Origin of the sequence: Clostridium algidicarnis (assembly GCF_000703125.1) — a bacterium.
Lineage (GTDB): Bacteria > Bacillota > Clostridia > Clostridiales > Clostridiaceae > Clostridium_L > Clostridium_L algidicarnis.
Genome location: NZ_JNLN01000001.1, coordinates 385,712 through 406,098, shown reverse-complemented (window position 1 = coordinate 406,098; position 20,387 = coordinate 385,712). Strand labels below are relative to the sequence as shown.

The following is a 20,387-nucleotide window of genomic DNA, read 5'->3' as shown; positions in this document are numbered from 1 at the left end:
TACATGTTTAATTGTAGTTGATAAATTGTGAATAAGTGTTATAATAAATATATGGACAGTAATAAGGCAACCAATAGTTAAAAGTTTAACTATGATAATGAAATTATTGTTAAACTTTTAACCGCAAATGCCATAGTTGTTATTATTATAAAATAAATATATGAATAAATTCGGGAGGTATGAAGCATGAATAGATTTACATTACCAAGAGACATATACTTTGGAGAAGGGTCTATGGAAGTATTGAAAACATTAAAAGGTAAAAAGGCTATTATAGTAACCGGCGGAAGTTCAATGCAAAAGTTTGGGTTTTTAGATAAGGTAGAAAGCTATTTAAAAGAGGCTGGAATAGAAACAAAGAGAATTGAAGGGGTAGAACCGGACCCATCTGTAGAAACAGTAATGAAGGGTGCAGAAACAATGAGGTCCTTTGAACCAGATTTAATAGTAGCTATTGGTGGAGGATCACCTATAGATGCAGCTAAAGCTATGTGGATATTTTATGAGCACCCAGAAACAACCTTTGATGATGTGAAAGATCCATTTACAGTACCTGAATTAAGAAATAAAGCAAGATTTGTGGCAATACCATCAACTAGTGGTACAGCTACAGAAGTTACAGCTTTTTCAGTTATAACTGATTATAAATTAGGAATAAAATATCCATTAGCAGATTTTAATTTAACTCCAGATATAGCTATAGTAGATTCAAGTCTTGCTGAAACTATGCCAAAAGTTTTGACAGCTTACACAGGAATGGATGCTTTAACTCATGCTATAGAAGCTTACGTTGCATCTTTAAGATCGGCTTTTTCAGATCCGCTTGCAATGCAATCCATAACAATGATAAAGAAACATTTATTTAACTCTTATAATGGAGATAAAACAGCAAGAGAAGAGATGCATATAGCGCAATGTTTAGCTGGTATGGCATTTAGTAATGCACTGCTTGGAATAACTCATAGTATGGCTCATAAAACAGGTGCAGTATTCCACGTTCCACATGGTTGTGCCAATGCAATATACCTTCCTTATGTAATTCAATTCAATAAAAAGGCCTGTGGAGACAGATATGCTGAAATAGCTAGAAATTTAGCACTTGAAGGAAATAATGAAGAAGAGCTTATAGCTTCATTAATTGAAATGATAAAAGAAATGAATAAAGCCATGGGAATACCTAAGACTTTAAAAGAATATGGAGTAAAGGAAGAAGACTTTAAAGCTAATGTAAAAAGAGTATCTGCCAATGCAATTTTAGATGCTTGTACAGGATCCAATCCAAGAGAGATAAGCGAAGAAGAAATGGAAAAGTTATTTACTTGTATTTATTATGGAGATAAAGTTAATTTTTAGTCCTTTATGGAGTTACTTGTTTAATTAATATAAAAGTGGAGGTTTTCTTTAATTTAAAAATATAAGAAAACCTCATTATTTTGAACATTAAAAATATATTTATAGTTTATTATTTATTAATACTGAAATTTTATTTTTATATGTTATAATGTATATGGAAATTAAGCATGATGTAGAAAATTTAACATGGGGGAATGAATATGTACAAAATAGTTAAGAAAAGAGCCTTAGCATCTAATATTTATTTAATGGACATAGAGGCACCTAGAGTTGCTAAATCATGTCAGCCAGGACAATTTGTTATAGTTAAGATGGATGAAAAAGGTGAAAGAATACCGCTTACAATATGTGATTATGACAGGGAAATGGGAACGGTTTCTATCGTATTTCAAACACTTGGTGAATCAACAAAGATAATGGCAAACTATGAAGAAGGACAATATTTTACCGATTTTGTAGGACCACTTGGAAGACCGTCTGAAATGGTTCATGAAGATATAGAAGAACTAAAAAAGAAAAAGATAATGTTTATTGCTGGTGGAGTTGGAACAGCACCTGTTTATCCACAAGTTAAATGGTTAAAGAAAAGAGGCATAGATGCAGATGTAATCGTTGGAACAAAAACTAAAGATCTTTTAATACTAGAAGACGAGCTTAAATCTGTAGCAGGAAATTTATATGTAGCCACAGATGATGGATCTTATGGATTTAAAGGACTAGTTACTGAATGTCTTAAAGACTTAGTAAATAATCAAGGAAAACATTATGACTTAGTAGTTGCAATAGGACCTATGATAATGATGAAGTTCGTTGTAATGCTTACTAAAGAATTAGATATACCAACAGTTGTTAGTTTAAATCCTATAATGGTTGATGGTACAGGCATGTGTGGTGCTTGTAGAGTAACTGTTGGAAATGAAGTTAAATTTGCTTGTGTAGATGGACCTGAATTTGATGGACACTTAGTTAACTTTGATGAAGCAATGAGAAGACAAACTATGTATAAAACAGAAGAAGGAAGAAAAGTATTAAAGAAAGAAGAGGGCGACACACATCATGGTGGTGGTTGTGGCTGCGGAGGTGATAAATAATGGATAGAATGAAAAGAACTCCAATATCAGAACAAGATCCAAAAATAAGAGCTACTAATTTTGAAGAAGTTTGTTTAGGATATACAAAAGAAGAAGCTATGGAAGAAGCTTCCAGATGCTTGAATTGCAAAAAACCTCAATGCGTAACTCAATGCCCAGTAACAATTGAAATACCAGAATTTATTCAGTGTGTAAAAAACGGTGAATTTGAAGAAGCAGCAAGAGTTATAGCTAGATCTAGTGCCCTTCCAGCAGTCTGTGGTAGAGTATGTCCTCAAGAAGTACAATGTGAAGGCAAATGTATATTAGGAATAAAAGGAGAAGCTGTTGCTATTGGTAAACTTGAAAGATTCGTAGCAGACTGGTCAAGAGAAAATAACATTGACCTTTCAAAGGTTGATTCTAAAAATGGTAAAAAGGTAGCTGTAGTAGGAAGTGGTCCTGCAGGACTTACTTGCGCTGGAGAACTTGCTAAAAAAGGTTATGATGTAACTATTTTTGAAGCACTACATCAGCCAGGTGGGGTTTTGGTATATGGAATACCAGAATTTAGACTTCCAAAAGATACAGTAGTTAAACATGAAATAGAAAATGTTAAGAAGTTAGGTGTTAAGATAGAAACTAACGTAATAGTTGGAAGAACCGTAACTATAGACCAGTTATTCGAAGAAGAAGACTTTGATGCTGTCTTTATAGGATCTGGAGCAGGTCTTCCAAAGTTTATGGGAATACCAGGAGAAAATGCTAATGGAGTATGTTCTGCTAATGAATTCTTAACTAGAAACAACTTAATGAAAGCATTTAAAGAAGGGTATTCTACACCTATAAGAGTTGGAGACAGAGTTGCAGTAGTAGGTGGAGGAAATGTTGCTATGGACGCTGCTAGAACTGCATTAAGATTAGGTGCAGAGTCACACATAGTATATAGAAGATCAGAATCCGAACTTCCAGCAAGAGCAGAAGAAGTTCATCATGCTAAAGAAGAAGGGGTTGTATTTGACCTATTAACAAATCCAGTAGAAATACTTACAGATGATAAGGGCTGGGTTACTGGAATGAAATGTGTAAGAATGGAGCTTGGAGAAGCTGACGCATCAGGAAGAAGAAAACCTGTTGAAATTGAAGGATCAGAATTTGTTATAGAATTAGATACAGTTATAATGTCACTTGGAACATCACCAAATCCATTGATTCCTTCAACTACAAAAGGTCTTGAAATAAATAAGAGAAAATGTATTGTTACAGAAGAAGAAACAGGACTTACAACAAGAGAAAAAGTATATGCTGGTGGAGATGCTGTAACAGGAGCAGCTACAGTAATACTTGCTATGGGAGCCGGTAAGAAGGCAGCAGCATCCATAGATGAATTTTTAAGCAAATAATAGAGCTATATAATGAGAGCCTTTTAATATGTATAAAAGTACATTAAAAGGCTCTTTTGTCTTCCTTATTTGTATTAATTATCTCTAAAAGCAAAACTTTTTTAATATGATAGTCTATTATTGATTATACACTAAAGAGAGTAGACTATAATTCTGAAAAAACTGGAATTTAATAACTCTATATTTGATTTTAGAATAGAGTTATCTTATAATAATATTTATTAGAGAAATTAAGACGTATTAAGAGATATGTCATACCTTGAACTGTTATTTTCAAAATATAAAGGAAATAGTTAAAGGAGAAAAGCTATGGATTATAAAAATATTGAAAGTTTTGATAAGGGGATAATTATAAAAAAAGTTAAAAATTTTAATCTTATACACATATTTGATTGTGGTCAATGCTTCAGATGGGATAGAGAAGAAAATGGAAATTATATAGGAGTTGCTTTTGAGAGGGTTATAGAATTAGAAAAAAGAGATGAAGATGTACTTATATATAATACTACAGAAGAGGAATTTAAAAATATTTGGGAAGAGTACTTTGATCTTCAAAGAGATTATAAGGACATAAAGCTAGAACTTAGCAAAGATCCTTTACTAAAAAGAGCTGTGAATTTTGGTGATGGAATAAGGATACTTCGGCAAGAACCTTTTGAACTTACTATATCTTTTATAATATCTGCCAACAACAGAATACCTATGATAAAAAGGGCTATAAACAATATAAGCAGTAAGTGGGGAAAGCCTATTGAATATAAAGGAAAGACATATTATGCATTTCCTAGAATAGAAGATTTACAAGGGGTTTCATTAGAGGATATTGGTGGTTGTAGTGTTGGATTTAGAGCAAAATATATAAAGGATTCTGTAGACAAAATTTATAACGCTAAAGTCTTATGTGAAAAGATAAAGAATGAAGGCATAGTGGATGAAGCAGAAATAGAAGATGCAAGAAAGTATGATTTACATTATATTAAAAGCTGTGATGATGATACTTGCCATTTAAGCCTTCAAAACTTTTCGGGAATAGGTCCTAAAGTTGCAGATTGCATAATGCTATTTTCTATGCAAAAGTATTCAGCTTTTCCGGTGGATGTATGGGTTAAAAGAGCTATGCAACATTTTTATTTAGCACCAGATGTTTCCTTAAAGAAAATACGAGAATTTGGGAAAGACAGATTTAATGAACTTTCAGGATTTGCACAACAATATTTATTTTATTATGCAAGAGAAAATAGTATTAAAATGTAGAAAGTAAATTACTGCTTAGCTAAAATGTTACGTAACTTGCAATGAACATAAATTTGATTATATTAGTGAACAAATAATTTTAATATGATTATACTTATTTATTAAAGGTAGGAAATATAAAAAAGGTTTATATATCCTACCTTTAATTTGATTTAATCAAGGTTTAAAAAGATAATAATAACGTAAAAACATCAAAAAGGTTGATACTATTTTAATGTAAATCTGATATAATAGAAATGAAATTGTTTACTGATAGCGTTTCTAACTGTACTAATTTTAAAATATTTAAGATAGTACAAGTATTTATTTTAAAGAGGTGTATATTATGTTCCATTTTGAAACTCAATTAAAAAGATTAAAGCATGAAGTTTTAAAAGATGTTGCTGTATTAGCTATTGAAGATAAGCTTGATGATGAAAATTTAAAAAGTATACCATATAAAATTATTAGTGGAAATACCCCTACTTATAGATGTTGTGTTCATAAGGAAAGATCTATATTAAATGAGAGAGTTAAATTGGCTATGGGATGTCTTCCAGATGGTGATCATCCTAAAATCGAATTTATTGATATTAAAGATAAAAAGCAAATAGTATATATAATAGAAGCTGCCTGTGATAGGTGCCCTATAAATAAATATAATGTAACAGAAGCCTGTAGAGGGTGCATAGCTCACAAATGTATGGAGGTCTGTCCAGCTAATGCAATGATTAGAGTGGCTGGTAAAGCTTATATAAATCAAGAATTGTGTAAGGAATGTGGATTGTGTAAAAAAGCATGTCCTTATGATGCTATATCCGAAGTTATGCGACCTTGCAAGGTATCTTGTCCTACGGGGGCTTTAGAAGTAAGAGAGGAAGATAGACGAGCTATAATAGAAGAAGAACATTGTATAAATTGTGGAAGTTGTATATCTGCATGTCCTTTTGGGGCAATATCAGATAAGAGCTATATAGTTCCTGTAGTTCAGGAATTATCAAAAGAAGATTCTAATATTTATGCAGTGGTAGCTCCAGCTATTGCGGGACAGTTTGGACCTAAAGTAACTATGGGGAAAGTTAGAGATGCCTTTAAAAAGGTCGGGTTTAAAGATATATTTGAAGCGGCTTGTGGAGCAGATGCTGTAACAGTTCATGAAGGCAAAGAGTTTGTGGAAAGAATGGAAAAAGGCCATAAGTATATGACTAATTCCTGTTGCCCAGGATTTATGAATTTTATAGAAAAAAAGTTTCCAGATGAAATAGAAAGAGTTTCAACAACTGTATCTCCTATGATAGCTACAGCTAGATTTATTAAATCAAAAGATAATTTAGCAAAGGTAATATTTGTAGGGCCTTGTGTGGCTAAAAAGAGTGAGGCTACAAGAGATGAATTAAAAGGTGATGTAGATTATGTGTTAACATTTGAAGAAATAGCAGCAATTATGGATGCATTTAGTGTAGACCCTGAAAATTGTGAAGAGCAAGCAATTGATGAGGCGTCTATATTTGGAAGAGGATTTGCAAATGGTGGAGGACTTACAGCAGCTATTGAGAACTTTATAAAAGATAGCAATATAAAGGTAGATTTTAAACCTGTGAGGGTAAGTGGTGCTATTGAAATTAAAAAGGCCATGACTATGGCGAAGGTTGGAAGACTTGGTGGTAACTTTATTGAAGGTATGATGTGTGAGGGTGGATGCACTGGAGGCCCTGCAACGCTATTACCACCAATGAAGTCAAAGGGCCTATTTATTAAATTTAGTAACGAAGCTAGTAAAAAGTCTGTAATTGAAAATGATAGATTAAAAGAATTTGAAAAGATAAATTTAGAAAGATAAATTTAGAAAGATAAATTTATCTTTCTAAACTACGAATTTTTAAATTTTGTTTTTGTTTAGCTTTTTATGTAAGAATATAAGAATTATTGAACATACTACTAAAAGCGATAATATAAGCATAGACTCATGAAAAAAGAATTCCTGAGGTAAGATATTTATAATAGGATCTTTTATAGGGTCAAATAACCAATAATCATTTGAAAAGAATATTTCATGAAATGTTACAAAAGATTTATCGAAGTTTATTATAAAAGGTATAGCCAATGTTAAAGGAATTAATATTAACATAAAATAAGAATATTTTAGAAAAGAAAAGTTTCTTAGCCTTGAAAGGTGAGCTATAAAGATTAGGGATAATATAAAGGTGAAAAGAGAAACATAAGTTATGATATTAAATATATTTTTTACATCGACGAAGTGTTCTCTTCCCTCATGGGACATAAAAAAGTCTTCAAAAATCAAATCATCATTATTAAGAGGGTTAAGATAATCGATAAGTATAGTATAATTTTTTATGGTAGCTTCCTTACTTATATTAGCCTCTAAAGGAATATTTAATCTAGTTGTATCAATTTTATATAAGGTTTTAAAATTTAAAGCAAATATTGTACTAGAAGTTAATAAAAATACGGCTAAGGCTATACCACATAATAATGAAATTAATTTATTTAGTTTGTTCATATTAAGCGCTCCTATCATAAAATTTGATTATTTGAATATTAATTAAAAGGAGAATATATAGTTATATACGGATTATATTATAATATATAGATTCTATTATAATATAAAAATAGCAATATAAAACAACTTAAATTACAAAATGGAAGAAATCTTGTGTAATAGCTACTAAGAGGGAGTAATTCGCATATTAATGCAAATATTAAGGATATTAGATATTTAAGTAAATTTGAATTTATGTTGATTATTCTTTATTATAAGAATTGTATTAGCACTCATTCAAATAGAGTGCTAACAATAAGGTAATCAATTAATTTATATAAAATAAAAATAAATACATTAAGGAGGGGTTTAAATGAATATTAGACCACTTGGAGACAGGGTAGTAATAAAGAGATTAGAAGCAGAAGAAAAAACTAAAAGCGGAATAGTTTTAACAGGTACAGCAAAAGAAAGACCTCAAGAAGCAACAGTAGTAGCAGTAGGACCTGGTGGATATGTAGAGGGAAAAGATATTAAGATGGAAGTAAAGGTTGGAGATAAGGTATTATTCTCTAAGTATGCAGGTACAGAAGTTAAACTTGATGCAGAAGAGTACACTATTTTAAAACAAGATGATATATTAGCTATTGTTGAATAGTAACACATAGGAGAATCATAATATTATTTCAGGAGGGTGAATATAAATGGCTAAAAATATAATATTCGGTGAAGATGCAAGAAGATCTATGCAAAGAGGTGTAGATATTTTAGCTGACACTGTTAAAGTTACATTAGGACCTAAGGGAAGAAACGTAGTTTTAGATAAAAAATTTGGAGCTCCTTTAATTACAAATGACGGAGTTACTATAGCAAGAGAAATAGAACTTGAAGATCAATATGAAAACATGGGAGCACAATTAGTTAAAGAAGTTGCAACTAAAACTAATGATGTAGCAGGAGACGGAACTACTACAGCAACACTTCTTGCTCAAGCTATAATAAGAGAAGGATTAAGAAATGTTACAGCAGGAGCAAACCCAATGCTTGTAAGAAAAGGCATTAAGCTTGCTGTAGATAAATCAGTAGAAGAAATTAAAAAGGCTTCAAGACCAGTAGAAGGAAAAGAAGATATAGCTAGAGTTGCTGCAATATCAGCTGCAGATGAGGAAATAGGAAAACTTATAGCAGATGCTATGGAAAAGGTAGGAAACGAAGGTGTTATCACTGTAGAAGAATCAAGATCTATGGGAACTGAACTTGATGTAGTTGAAGGTATGCAATTCGATAGAGGCTATGTAAGCCCTTATATGGTAACAGACACAGAAAAGATGGAAGCTGTTTTAGAGGATCCATATATACTTTTAACAGACAAAAAGATAACTAACATTCAAGAGATACTACCAGTGCTTGAACAAATAGTTCAACAAGGTAAGAAACTTCTTATAATATCAGAAGATATTGAAGGAGAGGCAATGGCTACATTAGTTGTAAATAAACTAAGAGGAACATTTACTTGTGTTGGAGTTAAGGCACCGGGTTTTGGAGATAGAAGAAAAGAAATGCTTGAAGATATAGCAATATTAACAGGTGGAGAAGTTATATCAGAAGAACTTGGAAAAGACTTAAAAGATGCTACACTTGAAATGCTTGGAAGAGCTGAAAGTGTAAGGATTTCTAAAGAAAACACTACTATTGTAAATGGTAAAGGTGATTCAAAGAGTATAAAAGATAGAGTAAACCAAATAAAAGCTCAATTAGAAGAAACAACATCAGAATTCGATAAAGAAAAATTCCAAGAAAGATTAGCTAAACTTTCAGGCGGAGTTGCAGTTATAAAGGTAGGAGCAGCTACTGAAACTGAATTAAAAGAAAGAAAGCTTAGAATCGAAGATGCTTTAGCAGCAACTAAGGCAGCAGTAGAAGAAGGTATTGTTTCAGGTGGTGGAGTATCTTACGTTAATGTTTTAGGAGAAGTAAATAAATTAACTACAGAAGATACAGATATTCAAGTTGGAATTAACATAGTAGCTAGAGCTTTAGAAGAGCCAATGAGACAAATAGCTATAAATGCTGGAGTAGAAGGCTCTGTTATACTTGAAAAAATAAGAAATAGTGAAGCTGGTATAGGATATGATGCTTTAAAAGGTGAATATGTAAACATGATTAAAGCTGGAATAGTAGATCCAACTAAGGTTACAAGATCTGCACTTCAAAATGCAGCATCAGTAGCATCAATATTCTTAACTACAGAAGCAGCAATTAGTGATATACCAGAAGCAAACCCACAACCAATGCCAGGAGCAGGTATGGGAATGGACGGAATGTACTAAAATAAACAAAAACTTAATATTAAAAGATGTTTTGCATTGCCAAAACATCTTTTTTTTATCAAATAATATAGTATAAATAATATAGTATAAATAAAATACCTCTTTAATATATGGAGTATATATTAAAGAGGTATTTTAATTTATTTAAAAATAGTTAAAAATTATGAATAAGCTATATGAATTGAGTTAAGAATTATAGCTAGGTATATGATATTGTACACTTCTTAATATAAAGCATTAATGATGAAACTTTAGTAGTATACCTAATAAAATTAAAGGAGATAAATAAAGTGAAAAGATTTTCTAGAACAACTAAAAAAAAGAAGGGGTTTACATTAATAGAGCTTTTAATAGTTATATCAATTATAGGTATCTTAGCAACATTAATCGTACCAAAGTTTTCTAATGTTACAAAGGATGCTAAGATAAAAACAGATTTAGCTAATGCTAGAACTATATATAATGTAGTTAATACTTGTATTGCAAATGATGAAATTAAAGATACTGATTTCAAAGAAGGTGTACTTTCAATTGAAAATAGCAAACTAAAAGAACATATTCAAGTTATACCAAAACCAAAAGCAAAGGAAGGAAATTTTATTATATCTAAAACTGATGAGAATATAGTAATTATGATTGACAAAGAGGTGATTTATCCAACTGATGATGTTGGTGCTAGCGAGTAATTTAATTATAAAAAGTAAATAGAGAAGAGAAAAACCTAATAAAGTCTATTTAAAGCTATTCAAAATAAAAATTGAGTAGCTTTTTTAGATGTTTTTCAAAATTAGCCTGAATTCCTATTGCATTAACATCTTTCTTGAAGTATAATACTAACAAATATTTAAATAAAGAAGTTTTAAATTCAAATTTATAAAATTATGCAGGAATATATTCAACTCATATATACCCAAAATAAGGTTGGGAGTATCTACCGAATACCAAAAATATTCGACTATGAGTGGGGATTAATATATCTTTTAAAGACATATTAATTTTCACTTAGAGTAAAGTGAGAATTGGTATGTTTTTGTTTATTTATCCGATGGCTACCATCCGTAACACCCCTATACTCTTCAAGGTGAGGGATAACTGTTGCTACGCCCCTGGATAAGTTCTTCTAAGGCACAGATGGAGAGAGGTGTTCCTTATAAGCAAACTCCACCTGTGTCTAAGAATCACTTGATGGGAATACTAGTTTGATTATTTCAATTTAAAATTCTTGCAATAATATCTTAAAAGAATACAAATAAAGGAAGGATGATTGTTTTGGCTAAAATATTAAAAACAGCGTATACGTTTGATGATGTGCTTTTAGTACCTAATAAATCTGAAATATTACCTAGAGATGTAGAACTAAGTACTAATCTTACTAAAAAGATAAAACTTAACATACCTTTAATAAGTGCAGGTATGGATACTGTAACAGAATCAAAGATGGCAATTGCTATAGCTCGTGAAGGCGGAATTGGAATCATACACAAAAATATGACAATTGAGCAACAGGCAAGTGAAGTAGATAGAGTAAAAAGACAGGAAAATGGAGTAATAAAAGATCCCTTTTATTTGTCACCTGAACATACTATAGAGGATGCAGACAAGTTAATGGCTAAATATAGAATATCGGGAGTTCCTATTACTATAGAAGGCAAGCTTGTAGGTATAATAACTAATAGAGATATCATATTTGAATATGATTTTAGTAAAAAAATAAAAGATGTTATGACAAAAGAAAATTTAATTACAGCACCAGAAGGAACTAGTATGGAAGAAGCTAAAAATCTACTTAAGACAAATAAGATAGAAAAGCTTCCATTAGTAGATGAAAACTTTAATCTTAAAGGGCTTATAACAATTAAGGATATTGAAAAATCAATAAAATTTCCAAATGCAGCTAAAGATAGTCAAGGTAGATTATTATGTGGTGCTGCAGTAGGTGTTACTAATGATATGATAGAAAGAGTAGATGCTCTAGTTAAAGCAGGTGTAGATATTATAACTCTTGATACAGCTCATGGTCATTCCAAGGGAGTTTTAGAAGGGGTTAAAAAAATAAAGAGTTTATATAATGATTTAGAAATTATAGCAGGGAATGTAGCTACAGCAGAAGCTACAAAAGACTTAATAGAAGCAGGAGCAGATTGCATAAAGGTAGGGATAGGACCTGGGTCTATATGTACTACTAGAATAGTAGCAGGAGTTGGAGTTCCGCAACTTACAGCTGTTATGGATTGTGTTGAAGAGGCAGAAAAACATGGGGTCTCTGTAATAGCTGATGGTGGTATAAAGTATTCAGGAGATATAGTAAAAGCTTTATCAGCAGGGGCAAAGGCATGTATGATGGGTTCTTTATTTGCAGGATGCGAAGAATCACCTGGTGGAACTGAGATATATCAAGGAAGAACTTACAAGGTTTATAGAGGAATGGGATCTTTAGGCGCAATGGCAGCTGGAAGCAGAGATAGATACTTCCAAGAAGGAAATAAGAAGCTTGTACCAGAAGGTGTTGAAGGAAGAGTACCATACAAAGGATATGTATGCGAAACTATATATCAACTAATAGGTGGAATACGTTCCGGCATGGGATATTTAGGATCAAAGACTTTAGTTGATTTATATAATACTTCAACTTTTGTAGTTCAAACCTCAGCAGGATTTAGAGAAAGTCACCCACATGATATAAATATTACAAAAGAAGCTCCAAATTATAGCGTAAATCATTAAAAATGTATAGAATTAAAAGTATATGGCTTAAAATTATATATTAATTTAGGAGGATTGCATGAATAAAGATTTAGTTTTAGTAATAGATTTTGGTGGTCAGTATAGTCAATTAATAGCTAGAAGAGTTAGAGAATGTGGTATATATTGTGAGATTATTCCTTATACTTACAGCATAGAAAAGATAAAAGAAAAGTCACCTAAAGGTATGATTTTTACAGGTGGACCTAATAGTGTTTATGGTGATAATTCACCAACTATTAGTGAAGAAATATTTAATATAGGAGTGCCTATACTAGGTATTTGTTATGGAGCTCAGCTTATGGCTCACGTACTTGGTGGAGAAGTTAAGGCATCTACAGGAAGAGAATATGGGAAAACTGATATAAATATAGATAATAATAGTTTGTTATTTAAAGGTGTTAGTGAAAAAGAACAATGTTGGATGAGTCATACGGATTTCATAACTAAAAAGCCAAAAGGATTTGAAATAATAGCTACAACTCCAAAATGTCCTGTAGGAGCTATAGAAAATTCAGAAAAGGCATTATATGGAGTTCAATTTCATCCAGAAGTAGAACATACACCGGCTGGAAGATTAATGATAGAAAACTTTTTATATAAAATATGTAAGTTAGAAAAAAGCTGGACTATGGCTTCATTTGCAGAAGAAAAGATAAAAGAAATAAAAAGCATAGTAGGAGATAAAAAACTTATATGTGCATTATCAGGAGGGGTAGATTCTTCTGTAGCAGCACTTTTGATTCATAAAGCTGTAGGTAAGCAATTAACCTGTATATTTGTAGACCATGGTTTACTTAGAAAAGATGAAGGTGACATGGTAGAAAAGGTATTTAAAGAAGAATTTGATTTAAATATAATAAGGGTAAATGCGAAAGATAGATTTCTTTCAAAACTTAAATCTGTTTCAGAACCTGAAAAGAAAAGAAAGATAATTGGAGAAGAATTCATTAGAATATTTGAAGAAGAAGCAAATAAACTAGGTGAAATAGACTTCTTAGTTCAAGGTACTATATACCCAGATGTAGTAGAAAGCGGTACGGATACCTCTGCTGTAATAAAGAGTCATCACAATGTAGGGGGACTTCCAGAAGATATGAACTTTAAACTTATAGAACCTCTAAGAGAATTGTTTAAAGATGAAGTTAGAGCTGTAGGTGAGGAACTTGGAATACCACATAAACTTGTTTGGAGACAGCCTTTCCCAGGTCCAGGACTTGCTATAAGAGTATTAGGAGAAGTTACAGAAGAAAAGTTAAGCATAGTTAGAGAAGCGGATTCTATAATGAGAGAAGAAATTTCAAACGCTGGACTTGAAGAGACCATATGGCAGTACTTTGCATGCCTTCCTAATATACAATCAGTAGGAGTTATGGGTGATGAGAGAACTTATTGTCATACAATAGCTTTAAGAGCAGTAAACTCTTCTGATGGTATGACCTCAGATTGGAGTAGAATTCCCTACGAAGTACTAGATAAAATCTCTAGAAGAATAGTTAATGAAGTGAAAGACGTTAATAGAATAGTCTATGATATAACATCAAAGCCACCTTCAACTATTGAGTGGGAGTAATTAGAAATAAACATAAAAGATTATAAAACCAATGCTTACAGAGATTAAAAAGCATCAACTGGAACGAAATTGGGTAAAAAAGTTTTTTAGAATAATTTAATAAATAATGCCAAGTGGCTTACAAATAGAAACACCATAGAGATCTTGTTAAAAGAATCTATGGTGTTTTTTGGTGTGCATTTATTTTTTAAGTTTAGATAAATTCTAACGGTGTCGAATTCGAGACGGTTAAAACTTGACTTTGGAATTTGCTAATGAAATATTCTAACCCCATCGAATTCGATGGGGTTAAGGCTGAATTATGTATTTATTATTGAGCCATTTCCAAACTGGTGGCAATCAGTCAGACCTAAATCTTTTTATACTTATATTATGATAATTATCTTTTTAATCTAGACTTTTTAGGATATGATAATTTCCAATCCTCAAATTCTTCATCTGTAACTTCTCCGTTATAGTGTTTTTTTCTCATCTCATCCCATTCAGTTAGAAAATCATTTAAATTCATATCATGTGAAAGCAGCCCTATTGTAGAATCTTCTACTAGGGGTCTGATTTTTAAATCCTCTTCATAATCAAAAAGAATCTGCATAAATTCAAAATTTGAAATAGGAGTATGGTCAATTAGGGCAGATACATCACAAGCTAAAGCCTCTGCTATCTTTATTAATTGATCCTTATTGGGAGATCTATAACCCAATTCATAATTCCTTATAGCAGAATCTGTAAGTCCTGATTTTATAGCTAATTCCTTCTGTGTCAATTCTCTAAGTAATCTTAACTTTTTTAGCTTTTCACCTGAAATCATTTGGAACTCCTTTAAAAAGTATTTTTATTTATTCTATCATAAAACATCATCAATAGCAACAAAAGTGAACTATTACAAAATCAAGCAAACCCATTGTAATACAAGAAATAAATTTTAATTATAATAAATAAATCTTGACAACACGAAAACGTGCTGATAATATATAATTAAATAGCACGAAATTGTGCTATTTAATTATAAGGAAACCAAATTGATGCTCGTCATTTATTCATTGATGAGAAGCTTATAAATAAAAACATAAGGGGGAAGAAAAAAAATGAATAAGATTTTTATGAACGCAAAAGAAGTTCAGGATTTTTTAGAAGTTAGCAGAACTACAGCCTATCAAATAATAAATGAAATGAATGGAGAACTAGTTGAACTAGGCTATAGGGTTCAAAGAGGTAAAATCAATAGACAATATTTCTTGGACAAGTATTGTTACCAAGTAAGAAAGGAGGCTTAGCAGTGGGAGCATATAAGGATGAAAGTGGAAATGGGACCTGGTTTGTCAAATTCACCTACACCAATTGGAGAGGTGAAAAAATTAATAAAAAGAAAAGAGGATTTAAAACAAAAAAAGAAGCCTTAAAATGGGAAGAAGATTTTTTAAGAGAGCAAGCTGGAAATCTTGATATGACATTTGCTGAATTTTTTCAAGTATATGGGAAAGATATGCGACCAAGATTAAGAGAAAATACTTGGAGAACTAAGGAACAAATAATAAGGACAAAGGTTATTCCCTATATAGGAGATCTTCAAGTTAATGAAATTACTAAAATGACAATAGTTAAATGGCAAAATATCTTAATGAAAGAGGAGGATGATAAAGGCAAAAAATATTCCCAGACCTACTTAAGAACAATACATGCTCAATTAAGTAGTGTCCTAAATCATGCTTGTAAATATTATAATCTAAAATCTAATGTAGCAAGGGATGTTGGATCTATTGGAGAAAAGGAAGCTTCTGAGATGAAGTTCTGGACTGAAAAAGAGTATGACAAATTTATAGAGGAAGTTAAAGACAAACCTTTATCTTTCCATGCTTTTCAAATTTTGTATTGGTGTGGACTAAGAACAGGAGAATTGCTGGCTTTAACCAAGGAAAAATTTGATTTTACTAACAATACTATTAGAATAAACCAATCTCTACAAAGAATTGATGGTGAAAATGTTATTACAGAGCCTAAGACTAAGAAAAGTATTAGAATAGTTGTTATGCCAGACTTTTTGGCAGAAGAAATGGAAAAATATATGGCTGGTATATACAAGCTAAAGAGGGATCAATTATTATTTCCAATTACTAAGTCTTATCTACACCATGAAATGACCAGAGGGAGTAATAAAGCTGGGGTTAAAAGGATTAGAGTTCATGATTTAAGGCATTCCCATGTATCTTTATTAATTGAATTAGGATATTCGGCAATAGCTATAGCAGATAGATTAGGCCATGAATCCATCGATATAACCTATAGATATGCTCATTTATTCCCAAGCAAACAAAATGATATGGCTAACTCCCTATCTACTATAAGAAAAAGCAACTTAGATGATGAGTGGGAAAAATTATTGGAGGATGAAGATGAGTAAGGAAATAAAAAAACAAGTTAAAAGAAAGAGAAATAAAATAATCTCCTTTAGAGCAACGGAGGAAGAAGCTGAGTTATTAGATAGAAAGGTAGAAATAAGTGGCCTTAGCAAGCAAGATTATATAATAAGTTCATTAACTTCTCCTACTGTGTCTATTAAAGCGGATTATAGACTTGAAGACAAATTTGCTCTAGAAATATTTAGACTAGCAAAGCTTGTAAAAAAATATGGAAGATTAGAAGAGGATGACCAAGAGATTTTAAGGTTTTTAATAGAGATTTACTATGAAATCAAAAAAGAAAAAAGCCTTTAGCACAAAGACCAAAGGCACACCCCCGTATGGAATGTTTCTACCAAATTCATTTTACCATATGGGGTCTGTTTTGAACAGCATAAGGAGGTAAAAATGAATGGAAAAATATAAATATCTACCAGAAGAAATGAAAAATTTGAAAAGATTTGTAGGTTGGAGAAAGGAAGAGGTAAATGGTAAAGTAGCAAAGCTTCCCTTTTCACTAATTGATGGAAAAGCTAGTGATTGGAATCATCCAGAGCGATGGATAGCTTTTAATGAAGCTAAGATTAAAAATAGACCTCTAGGCTTTGTTTTAGTGGAGGAAGATAGGATTATCTGTATAGACCTAGACCATGCAATTAAAGGTGGAAGGCTAACTCCTATGGCCAAAGAAGTTGTAGAGAACTTTGCAGGAACTTACATGGAAGTATCCCAATCAGGCAAGGGAATCCATATCTTTGTTCAAGGGACTATACCAGATAATCTTAATTTATCAAGTAGAGGAATTGAGATATACAAGAAAAATAGATATATAGCTCTTACAGGAAATTTAGGAGATGGATCCTTCTTTCCTAGAAGTAATAAGCTTTTAGAAAATGAAGATGAATTAAATAAGCTTTATAAGAAATGGACACAGGAGAAAGCATCCACCCTAAAACAAATTAGAGAATATAAGTATAAGCCTTTAAATAAGATTTCTAGACTTGATGACTTAAGCCTAGATGAAATACTAACCACCATGGAAAGAACCAATAGAAAGGCAAGTATGCTTATCTCAGGAGCTAGTCTAACAGGGGATCATAGTCGAGATGACTTTACATTTTTATTACTTGCTAGAAACTATACAGGTGGAAATCCTAGCTTAATGAAAGAACTTTTTTTAATGACTCCTTTAAATCGCTTAGCCACCAATGAAAAAAGAAGGGATGATAGAAAGTATCTTGATTATGTAGAAAAGACCATAGATAAAGTCTTAGGTCTTGGAAATTTTGTAGCCTTTGACTGGAGCAGACATTTTCAATACAAGAAAAGGACAAGGGCCTATGAAAGAGTTTAAACTAGCTTTTCCTGAAATAGACCAGTCCTATTCTTTAATCGATTTACAGAAAACAATAAAAGGTAATGTAAAGCAGATTACAGGAAATATCGTCACAGTACTTCTTAATCCAAAATATTGTAAGGCTAAGAAAATATATGAAGGACAAATCTTCTATGATAAATTTACCAATGAGATTAAATTTCAAGGCAAGATTATAGGGGAAAAGGGCATAAAGCCAAATCAAATTAGGCTATGGGATGACTCACTAAACAATAGGCTAGGACTTGAAATAGAAAAGCATTTTGGACTTAATTACAATGCCAATAAAATGTGGGATGCAGTTCGCTTTGTTGCTAATCAATATGAAATAAGTCCACCAGAACAATATCTAAAAAATCTTACTTGGAAGGGAGATAGAAATGCAATAGCTAAACTCCTACCAACTTATCTAGGAGCTGAAGATACAGAATTAAATGCCTGGATTATGGAGCATATAATTTTAGGTTTAATTAAAAGAGTATTTGAACCAGGATCTAAGTTTGATGAGATGATGGTCTTAGTAGGTGGTCAAGGAATAGGAAAATCTACCTTTGCTAGATACTTGGCTATTAAAGATGATTGGTTTTGTACTATAGAAAATATTCAAGGTAAAGATGCTGTTATGAATCTAATGGGAAAGACTGTAGTAGAAATTGAAGAATTTGTAGCCTTAAGAAATGCAAAGTCTGCCAATGAAGCAAAATCCTTTTTATCTAAATTAAGTGATAGAATAAGAATCCCCTATGAAAAGTTTTCAACAGATGTTCCTAGGACTTGTATTTTAATTGGAACATTAAATGAAAGAACTTTTTTAAATGACCATACAGGCGAGAGAAGATATTTACCTGTAGAATGTCACAAGGAAAACAGAAAGAAGGCCATTTACCTCGACAAGGATTTTCAAGGTGAACAATCAGAAAAAGAATATTTAGATTCAATCCGAGAAGATTTTAACCAGGCCTTAGCCTATGGTTATAAACTTTATAAAGAAAAGAAACATTCTTGGACCATACCAAAAAAACTCCTTGAAGATCTTTACCAGGAACAAGAAAAGTTTAAGTATCTCAACCCAGATGTAGAAGATATTCGCTACTTCTTAGAAGAGTATAAAGTAAAAACACAAGAACCAAATATAACTTGTTATAAGGAATTATCCATGCAAGGCTATCAGATTAAATCAAAATCTTTTTCTGAAATCATGGATAATTATTTTCCAGAATGGAAGCCAGTTCGCTCATCAAAGACTAAAAGAATTTCCCCTAGTGGCGTATCTATACCTGTCAAACTTTTTTATGAGAGAGAGATGAAAGAAAATGACTTTATAGAAGTTGATAATAATAACCTACCAAAAGAATGGCAAGAGCCAGAGAGAATAAAAATAGACACAGGAGAGAATGATAAAGAGAAATTGTAACTTTGTAACCTTGTAACTTGTAACCGAGATTTTAAAACCCTTAGAAATAGGCTGGAAGAAATGGGGGTCTAGTAATATCAAGACTTGTAGGAATCAAGATAAGAATCAATGCCTTATTTGAGGACTTTTGAAATAGTAGGTTACAGTTACAAATCTCCTGTGTCTATTAAAACTTTAGTAGCAAGCACAGTAAGTGTACGGACACTTACGAAAAAATTGAGAAAGCGGACCTTAAGGTTCGCTTTCTTCAAATCAAATTTTTTACTTGTTCTTATCAGAATGATTTAGGGGTTCCCCCTAAGACCCTAGTTAAAAATATAAAAGGAAGGAAAGATATTATGGCCAATAGATACAGGAATGAAAGGATTGAAATCAAGTTGACTAAAGAAGAGAAAGAAATTTTTAAGAGAAAACTTGAACTTAGCAAGTCAAAATCAATGGGACATTTTATAAGGAAAAGTGTTCTATAAGCTCCTATATTTGTAATAGATATGAATGTTTTTAGGAGGCTACAAACTCTTATAGGAAAGAACTCTGGTAATCTTAATCAGATTGCAAAGAGGGTAAATATTACAGGAATAATCTACAGAGAAGATATTGAGGATCTTAAAAAAGAAAATGATGATATATCAAGAGAAATATTAAAGATACAGAATATCTTGCTGAGAAAATATATTTAAAACTACTTACAGGTGTAATAAGAAAGGAAGTCTGTTATAATTATAGTAATGAGTGAATTTACAGAAGGAGACAGGGATATGGAGAATTTTGGACAGGTGGTTTTCAAGATTGATCAAGTCTTGGAAGAGAAAAACATAAGTAAAAACAAATTAGAAAAGGAAGCTAATTTACAGAGAACACAGCTCAATTCATATTGCAACAATAAAGTTAAGAGATTAGATTTAGCTACTATAGCAAAAATTTGCTATGTTTTAGACTGTGATATAGAAGATATTATGGAATATAGAAGAAAGTAAATATAAAATAAAAAGGAGAGA

At 31.5% G+C, this 20,387-nt stretch carries 19 protein-coding genes and 1 riboswitch; of the genes, 17 read left to right on the top strand and 2 right to left on the bottom strand.

Features of this window, described 5'->3' with window-relative positions:
- Positions 1–186 precede the first annotated feature (186 nt).
- The 5 genes from BV55_RS0102005 to BV55_RS0101985 all read left to right on the top strand — a co-directional run bounded on the left by BV55_RS0102005 (position 187) and on the right by BV55_RS0101985 (position 6,899).
- Entirely contained in the window at positions 187–1,353 is a 1,167-nt protein-coding gene (locus BV55_RS0102005) for an iron-containing alcohol dehydrogenase (RefSeq protein ID WP_029451053.1), read from the top strand.
- Between the two features lie 200 nt (positions 1,354–1,553).
- Positions 1,554–2,444 carry a sulfide/dihydroorotate dehydrogenase-like FAD/NAD-binding protein gene (locus BV55_RS0102000; RefSeq protein ID WP_029451052.1) on the top strand — a complete coding sequence of 297 codons (891 nt, stop codon included), beginning with the start codon at positions 1,554–1,556 and terminating at the stop codon, positions 2,442–2,444.
- Positions 2,444–3,826 (top strand): NADPH-dependent glutamate synthase, encoded by a 1,383-nt coding sequence (gene gltA, locus BV55_RS0101995; RefSeq protein ID WP_029451051.1) that lies wholly within the window; start codon positions 2,444–2,446, stop codon positions 3,824–3,826. Before BV55_RS0102000 ends, gltA begins: the two co-directional genes overlap by 1 nt.
- A gap of 309 nt (positions 3,827–4,135) precedes the next feature.
- Entirely contained in the window at positions 4,136–5,080 is a 945-nt protein-coding gene (locus BV55_RS0101990) for a DNA-3-methyladenine glycosylase family protein (RefSeq protein ID WP_029451049.1), read from the top strand.
- Between the two features lie 325 nt (positions 5,081–5,405).
- Positions 5,406–6,899, top strand: coding sequence for a 4Fe-4S dicluster domain-containing protein (locus tag BV55_RS0101985; RefSeq protein ID WP_029451048.1), 1,494 nt, complete (start codon positions 5,406–5,408; stop codon positions 6,897–6,899).
- Positions 6,900–6,938: 39 nt separating this feature from the next.
- Here the strand turns inward: BV55_RS0101985 and BV55_RS0101980 are convergent, their stop codons facing one another.
- Positions 6,939–7,580 carry a TIGR01906 family membrane protein gene (locus tag BV55_RS0101980; protein WP_029451047.1) on the bottom strand — a complete coding sequence of 214 codons (642 nt, stop codon included), beginning with the start codon at positions 7,578–7,580 and terminating at the stop codon, positions 6,939–6,941.
- A gap of 352 nt (positions 7,581–7,932) precedes the next feature.
- On the opposite strand from BV55_RS0101980, the gene groES reads away from it, so the two are divergent.
- The 5 genes from groES (at position 7,933) to guaA (ending at position 14,204) form a co-directional block, all read left to right on the top strand.
- Positions 7,933–8,217, top strand: a complete 285-nt coding sequence (groES, locus tag BV55_RS0101975) for a co-chaperone GroES (RefSeq protein ID WP_029451046.1) — start codon at positions 7,933–7,935, stop codon at positions 8,215–8,217.
- Positions 8,218–8,263: 46 nt separating this feature from the next.
- Positions 8,264–9,889, top strand: a complete 1,626-nt coding sequence (gene groL / locus BV55_RS0101970) for a chaperonin GroEL (protein ID WP_029451045.1) — start codon at positions 8,264–8,266, stop codon at positions 9,887–9,889.
- A 290-nt stretch (positions 9,890–10,179) separates the two neighbouring features.
- The gene (locus BV55_RS15860) at positions 10,180–10,575 is read left to right on the top strand and encodes a type II secretion system protein (RefSeq protein ID WP_051652369.1); all 396 of its coding nucleotides are present in this window, start codon (positions 10,180–10,182) and stop codon (positions 10,573–10,575) included.
- 194 nt (positions 10,576–10,769) lie between these two features.
- A riboswitch (purine riboswitch) is annotated at positions 10,770–10,867 on the top strand.
- Positions 10,868–11,158: 291 nt separating this feature from the next.
- Positions 11,159–12,613, top strand: a complete 1,455-nt coding sequence (guaB, locus tag BV55_RS0101960; protein WP_029451042.1) for an IMP dehydrogenase — start codon at positions 11,159–11,161, stop codon at positions 12,611–12,613.
- A 58-nt stretch (positions 12,614–12,671) separates the two neighbouring features.
- A complete protein-coding gene (gene guaA, locus BV55_RS0101955; RefSeq protein WP_029451041.1) occupies positions 12,672–14,204 on the top strand; it encodes a glutamine-hydrolyzing GMP synthase in 1,533 nt (510 codons plus the stop codon).
- Positions 14,205–14,583: 379 nt separating this feature from the next.
- Here guaA and BV55_RS0101950 read toward each other — a convergent pair whose 3' ends face one another.
- Entirely contained in the window at positions 14,584–15,012 is a 429-nt protein-coding gene (locus BV55_RS0101950; RefSeq protein WP_029451039.1) for a helix-turn-helix domain-containing protein, read from the bottom strand.
- 277 nt (positions 15,013–15,289) lie between these two features.
- On the opposite strand from BV55_RS0101950, the gene BV55_RS0101945 reads away from it, so the two are divergent.
- From BV55_RS0101945 to BV55_RS0101915, 7 genes are all read left to right on the top strand, one after another.
- Complete coding sequence (locus BV55_RS0101945) at positions 15,290–15,478, top strand: hypothetical protein (protein ID WP_029451037.1); 189 nt, start codon at positions 15,290–15,292, stop codon at positions 15,476–15,478.
- Positions 15,479–15,480: 2 nt separating this feature from the next.
- Positions 15,481–16,602 carry a tyrosine-type recombinase/integrase gene (locus BV55_RS0101940; protein ID WP_029451036.1) on the top strand — a complete coding sequence of 374 codons (1,122 nt, stop codon included), beginning with the start codon at positions 15,481–15,483 and terminating at the stop codon, positions 16,600–16,602.
- Entirely contained in the window at positions 16,595–16,915 is a 321-nt protein-coding gene (locus BV55_RS0101935) for a plasmid mobilization protein (RefSeq protein ID WP_242850835.1), read from the top strand. Before BV55_RS0101940 ends, BV55_RS0101935 begins: the two co-directional genes overlap by 8 nt.
- Positions 16,916–17,012: 97 nt before the next feature.
- Positions 17,013–17,954, top strand: coding sequence for a hypothetical protein (locus BV55_RS0101930; protein WP_029451034.1), 942 nt, complete (start codon positions 17,013–17,015; stop codon positions 17,952–17,954).
- Positions 17,941–19,389: a VapE domain-containing protein gene (locus BV55_RS0101925; RefSeq protein WP_029451033.1), complete on the top strand. Its 1,449-nt coding sequence runs from the start codon at positions 17,941–17,943 to the stop codon at positions 19,387–19,389. The genes BV55_RS0101930 and BV55_RS0101925 overlap by 14 nt, the downstream gene beginning before the upstream one ends.
- 491 nt (positions 19,390–19,880) lie before the next feature.
- The gene (gene mobC / locus BV55_RS15985; RefSeq protein WP_051652368.1) at positions 19,881–20,069 is read left to right on the top strand and encodes a plasmid mobilization relaxosome protein MobC; all 189 of its coding nucleotides are present in this window, start codon (positions 19,881–19,883) and stop codon (positions 20,067–20,069) included.
- A gap of 48 nt (positions 20,070–20,117) precedes the next feature.
- Positions 20,118–20,366 carry a helix-turn-helix domain-containing protein gene (locus tag BV55_RS0101915; protein ID WP_242850834.1) on the top strand — a complete coding sequence of 83 codons (249 nt, stop codon included), beginning with the start codon at positions 20,118–20,120 and terminating at the stop codon, positions 20,364–20,366.
- The last annotated feature ends 21 nt before the right edge of the window (positions 20,367–20,387 follow it).